The 6,000-nt window shown below is 42.9% G+C and carries 3 protein-coding genes; 1 reads left to right on the forward strand and 2 read right to left on the reverse strand.

The window, feature by feature from the left end:
* The first annotated feature begins 21 nt into the window (after positions 1 to 21).
* Complete coding sequence (locus QUA97_RS01830; RefSeq protein ID WP_194070342.1) at positions 22 to 3,477, forward strand: response regulator; 3,456 nt, start codon at positions 22 to 24, stop codon at positions 3,475 to 3,477.
* On the opposite strand, the gene QUA97_RS01835 is transcribed toward QUA97_RS01830, so the two are convergent.
* Positions 3,410 to 4,843 carry a hypothetical protein gene (locus QUA97_RS01835; protein ID WP_228050268.1) on the reverse strand — a complete coding sequence of 478 codons (1,434 nt, stop codon included), beginning with the start codon at positions 4,841 to 4,843 and terminating at the stop codon, positions 3,410 to 3,412. The genes QUA97_RS01830 and QUA97_RS01835 overlap by 68 nt on opposite strands.
* Before the next feature lie 294 nt (positions 4,844 to 5,137).
* Positions 5,138 to 5,758 carry a DUF3177 family protein gene (locus tag QUA97_RS01840; RefSeq protein WP_194011828.1) on the reverse strand — a complete coding sequence of 207 codons (621 nt, stop codon included), beginning with the start codon at positions 5,756 to 5,758 and terminating at the stop codon, positions 5,138 to 5,140.
* Positions 5,759 to 6,000 lie beyond the last annotated feature (242 nt).

The following is a 6,000-nucleotide window of genomic DNA, read 5'->3' on the forward strand; positions in this document are numbered from 1 at the left end:
TGAGAACCCAGGCGATTTACTATGTTATTGAAAAGTATTAGCAGATCGATCGCAAAATTTTACAGCAGCGTGCCCCTCCGTTTAGCGCTGACAGTGCCATTTGTCCTGCAAACTGTCGGCGCAGTCAGCCTAGTAGGATATTTGTCTTTCATCAACGGACAAAAAGCCGTTCAAGAATTGGTTAATAGCTTGCAGGCAGAAATTAGCGATCGCATCCAAGAGCACCTCACAAATTACTTAGAAAAACCTCACACCATCACCCGACTCAATGCAGGTGCAGCGCAACTCGGCAAGCTGCATCCAGCAGATTTGCAAGCAACACAGCACTACTTTTGGCACGAGATGCAAATATTATCCTCGGTGCGAGAAATTTATTTAGGCAGCAAGCAAGGTGAATATATCGGAGTTCGTAGAGAAGCATCAGGACAATTAATTGCGAAAATGACAGAAAACTTTCCTAGGCGTTCTTTCTATACTTTAGATAACCGAGGCAATCCCACTACTTTATTGAGTTACGAACCAAACTACGACCCGCGAAATCGTCCTTGGTACATCAGTGCAACCGCAGCAAATAAATTAGTTTGGACAGACATTTATACGTTTTTTCATGGAGATTTGGGAATCACAGCGGCTCAGCCTTGCTATGACGAGCGAGGTGAGTTTGTTGGAGTAATGGCAGTTGACATGATTTTGAGCCAGATTGGGAACTTTTTGGCAAACATGAAAATTAGCCGATCGGGTCAAACTTTCATTATGGAGCGATCGGGCGCTTTAGTGGGAAGTTCGACAAGCGAAAAACCCTACACCCTCGACCCTGACGGCAAAGCTCGACGATTGCTAGCAATTGATAGCAAAAATACGTTAACTAACGCCACAGCTAAACACATCATTAGTAATTTCAATTTAAGCCAAGTTGAGCCGCCTCAAAAACTAGAATTTCAACTCGAAAATCAGCGGCATTTTGTGCAGATATTGCCGTACAAAGACCCCAGCGGCATTGATTGGTTAGTAGTGATAGTGATTCCAGAAAACGATTTTATGGAAAAAATCAATGCTAGCACTGCTACCACTATTTTACTCTGCATGGCAGCGCTAATAGTAGCAACAATTATTGGTATTTTTACGGCTAGATCGATCGCGCGCCCAATTCTCGGTTTAAACGCAGCAGCCAAAAATATCGCCCGAGGAGAATGGGATCGGAAACTAGAGTTCGATCGCGCCGACGAAGTAGGCCAACTCGCCAAATCCTTCACCAGCATGGTATCTCAATTGCAAACATCCTTCACCGCCCTCGAAAATAAAAATCAAGAATTGCAACAATTCGACAAACTAAAAGACGAATTTTTAGCCAACACCTCCCACGAATTCCGAACTCCCCTCAACGGAATGATTGGTATTGCCGAATCAATGATTGACGGCGCAGCCGGAACTTTATCAGAAATTCAGCAGCACAACCTCTCAATGATTGTTAGCAGCGGCAGGCGGCTCAACGAACTTGTTGACAATATTCTCGACTTTGCTCAACTCAAAAATCACAAACTAGAATTGCAGTTTCGCAGTGTAGGAATTAAGTCAATTGTCGAAGTTGTACTAACTGTAAGCAAATTTTTAATCGGTACTAAAAACTTGCAGTTAATTAACCATATTCCTGCGGATTTGCCGTTGGCTTGGGCTGACGAAAATCGCTTGCAACAAATCCTTTACAACTTAATTGGCAATGCGATCAAATTCACCGATAGCGGCACTGTAGAAATATCAGCAGAAATTGTAGCCACCGACGGCAAAAAATTCCTCCCAGTGCCCGCGTCAAATCGCCCGCCGCCAGGCCAGAATTTTCATATAGCTGTCACCGTTTCCGATAGTGGAATTGGCATTCCGGGCGATCGGCTCGATCGCATTTTTGAGCCATTTGAACAAGGCGACGGTTCCACAGTCAGGCAATACGGAGGAACAGGTTTAGGTTTAACAATATCCAAACAATTTGTCGAACTCCACGGGGGTAAAATCTACGCAGCATCGAAAGTCGGCATCGGTTCCCGCTTCACCTTTACCCTGCCTGTTTCTACCGAAAGAATTTATCCTAACCAAGCAGCAACCAACCAGCAAGCCGCCACCAAAACCAACGATTTTAAATTACCAAATAAGATATATAAAAGTTATTTTTCCTGCGATTTAAATTTTCATCAAACGGCTTTAAATTCCCCAGCCCAAACCGCTGCGCTGTTAGAATTCAAACAATTTAAAATTATGATAGTTGACGACGATCCGATCAACCTGCAAGTTTTAAACAATCATCTTTCTCTGGAAAATTACAGCGTTATTCAGGCAGCAGACGGCGAACAAGCTTTATCGCTCATCGAAGGCGGACAGCATTTTGACTTGATCGTTCTCGACATCATGATGCCCAGAATGTCTGGTTATGAAGTCTGCGCCAAACTCAGGGAAAAATATCCCTCCCACGAGTTGCCAGTAGTGATGTTAACGGCGAAAAATCAAGTGTCAGATTTAATCATAGGATTTCAATTCGGTGCTAACGACTATCTAACCAAACCTTTCTCGAAAGACGAACTTTTAACCAGAATTAAGTCTCACATCAACTTATCGCAAACTAACAGCGCCTACGGGCGATTTTTCCCCGATGCTTTCTTAGAATTTTTGAAAAAAGAAAGTATTGTGGATATCGAATTAGGCAATTATGTCAGCAAAGAAATGGCAGTCATGTTTAGTGATATTCGCTCTTTTACCTCGCTTTCTGAAACTATGACACCACAGCAAAACTTTGACTTTGTTAATGCTTACTTGCGAGAAGTCAGTCCAAAAATTAGAGAGAATCACGGCTTTATTGTCAAGTATTTAGGAGATGGAATGATGGCAGTTTTTCCCAACGGTGCTGACGATGCACTCAAAGGTGGAATTGCTAAACTGCAACAAGTTCACAAATATAATGTCTATCGGCTTCGCAGCGGATATCAACCGATTCAAGTAGGTGTAGGAGTGCATTTCGGTCAGATGATGGTGGGGATAGTCGGAGAAGCACAGAGAATGCAGGGAGATGCTTTTTCCGATCATGTCAATTTAGCCTCTCGTTTGGAAAGTCTCACTAAATTATATGGAGTATCGTTAATAATTTCTGATAAAGTTTTGGAAAATTTAACCGATCCCGAACAGTATCAAATCCGTTTTTTAGATAGAGTAATTGTCAAAGGCAAAAAAGATGCAATTTCTATCTATGAAGTCCTCGACGGAGAAACCGAGTTAGTCAGGGAAATCAAGTTACAAACTCAGCCGGATTTTGAACGGGGTTTAGAACATTATCGCCGTCACGAATTTAAGGCTGGTCAAATTTGTTTCGATCGAGTTTTAGCTGTTAATTCCGAAGACAAAACGGCTATCCTGTATTTAGAGCGACTCAACCATTTGATAAAAAATGGCGTTCCTGAAAATTGGTCTGGGGTTTGGACCTTAACTCAGAAATGATTTGGTAGTGTCGGTAGATAGTAGATTTGCGACTTTCAAACAACTGGAGAATTGAGTCTACGACAATTTTTATAACTATCGGGTTAAAATCGGTAATAAACTCATCTGCTTCGAGATTTTGCTTAAACAATTCCTTAGCTCGATCGCACTGATAGCGCATTTCGTCAAAGCCGATAATTTTTACTACAAACGTCGCCAGCGGGGAGTGTTCTAAATCGCTATTAGAATTGCTTTTAGCCCTACCATTTTCTAATAAATTTAATACTTCCGATTCTAAACTATTTTTAGGGTTATAAGGTTTCTCTATTTCTGGAAAAAAGCTTTCCAGGCGCACGCCTCCGACAGTTCTATCTGGAAGTTCTCCCATCATCATCGCCAGAGAAACGTCGATTCCCAAACTCGAAGAAAGAGCTTCTAGCAGGGCGATAGCAGCTAGTTTACAGCCCAAATAAAGCTTGGCAATTTCCAGATTGTATCTAGCAGTAGTTTCCCAGCGCTGATAGGTGCGATCGTCGGGACATCCCTCAAACTGCCGAAAAATCACCTCTGGCTGGAGATAACTCAGAAAACCCTCCATTTTCAGGATAGCAATTCGATAGTCGCGAACCGTGTAAAAACCGCAGCAGGTGAGGTTGTGATTGGTTTCCGGCAGTAAATTCCAGGTATTTGCCAAAAAATGGGCTGAACTCTGGTGAGAAAAACTGATTACATCCCGGTTAGAAATGCGTACAGCTTTTTTTATAGTTTCCCGCATTTCCTCGTCAGTCAAACTGAGGTTGAACAGGCTATTTATTGCTTGCAAGCGGTCGTAAAGACGCTGGCTGACTGTTACTCTTCCCTCGGCGGGGCGAAACGGAATTGTGGCTTCAATGCAGGCTGCAATTTGAAGCAATTGCTCGCGTTTGAGAAATGGTTCTAGAGCTTTTGCTGCTACCAAAGCGCTGAGAAATTCGTTTTGTCCTGAGAAGGGGTTGAGCACTTCTCCGGGTACAAAACCGAATACCTGCATTACCATCTCGAAGGTAGCATCTGCCGACAGTTCAGATTGCTCTCGAATTTGTAGCTGTTTGTTGACTTCTTTTGTTACCGGAGTGATGTAGTAGCTGACGTTAAAGTTAATACTGCGATCGACTTGTACGTAGACGATATCGTGAAATAAAGCGGCCAAAATCTCGATCGCGTCTTCTTTTCCCCCTACCTCAAAAATATGTTCGGGAGTGTGAAAAAAACGCCACGATCCTGTCATCGGCTGAACTATCAGTTCGGCAATCCGAGCGAGTTCAGTTGGTTCTACTTCTGCGTTTAGGCGGTCGATCGCCCAAATCAGCTTTTCTAAGCACTGTAAATATGCTTCTTTGCTATCCATCACAGTCTTTTCCAATAACATTGATGTCAGTCGATTTGAGATTTGAGATAATTCGACTTCGCCCTACAAGTTTGAGATTTACTTGCAACCGGAGCAGGAACTCTTCGTCTAAAATTTTTAGATATCCACAACAGGAGTACGTGGCACGGTATCAAATTTTGAGCGGTATCACGTCAGCCACCCTCTTGTTAGTTGAATTTTTCGTATATGCGGTTTTTTCGAGTAGGAACTTTTGACTTTTTTGTTGAAGATTTTAGCTGAAATGGAGGAGACCAATATTTGCTTTAAATCTACTTAATTTCCAGTAGCTGACCTCCCCTGTTTGCCAATTTTAATTAATACAAAGTATGACAGGTAAATTACATAAATTGCTAAACCTGTCATGCCCAACAATCCTAAAAATTGAGGTGTGAGATTAGGGTGAAACATCTGCTTGTACAGCCAAGGCGGGTCTAACCAAATACGGCAAAAAGGTTCGTCAATTACTTGAATTTGAGATTTAAAGGCACAGTTTAAGAAGGGAATTTGAGCTAGAGCGCCCAAACCGCTGAAAACAGTAATCGCCCACCGCCAAGCTGTAAAGGCGAGCTTCAAAGGTGATTGAGGCCGATCGGCAATTTCGTCGTTTAAATCCTGCCAGAACCACAGACAAGCAGGAATCAAGGCTCTCGCTATCACTGACGAGACAAAGCTCACAGGCAGAGCAGCCATCATCAGGTAAAGTGTAATTGCCAACAAACTGGCTACCCGCCAATAAATCACCAACAAACGGGCGATCGCATCAGCTTTGTCAAAAACAGCCCAAATCAGCACTACGAGCGGGATCGAAATTGTTAATAGCACAGACAAGCGGTAATCCATCCACACAAGTGGTTGAAACCAAGGCCCTGTGGCTGCCAATAAAAGACTTAACATCTTTGGGAAAATATACTCACTTATTTGTGACAAATTCTACTATACAAATGCTCAAAAGTCAGGGATAAGATAAGACGGCGGTTGAAACGAGGTTTACAAAAACTTTCGTTGGTGGCTCGACAGCTTCGCCGAACGTCCTCGGCATATCCCAAAATATAACGTAATTTTAACTATCCAGCCGGGAAGTCCCTCGGTATATTCATTCGGGATGAATCTTCGCGCAGCGCGAAGTACCCCGAATG

The organism is Microcoleus sp. CZ3-B2, assembly GCF_036705055.1.
Taxonomy (GTDB): Bacteria; Cyanobacteriota; Cyanobacteriia; order Cyanobacteriales; family Microcoleaceae; genus Microcoleus.

Bases quoted from the DNA above. Each gene is read 5' to 3' on its own strand.
- QUA97_RS01835 (WP_228050268.1), bottom strand. From the start codon at position 4,843: ATGGATAGCAAAGAAGCATATTTACAGTGCTTAGAAAAGCTGATTTGG.
- QUA97_RS01840 (WP_194011828.1), bottom strand. From the start codon at position 5,758: ATGTTAAGTCTTTTATTGGCAGCCACAGGGCCTTGGTTTCAACCACTT.
- QUA97_RS01830 (WP_194070342.1), top strand. From the start codon at position 22: ATGTTATTGAAAAGTATTAGCAGATCGATCGCAAAATTTTACAGCAGC.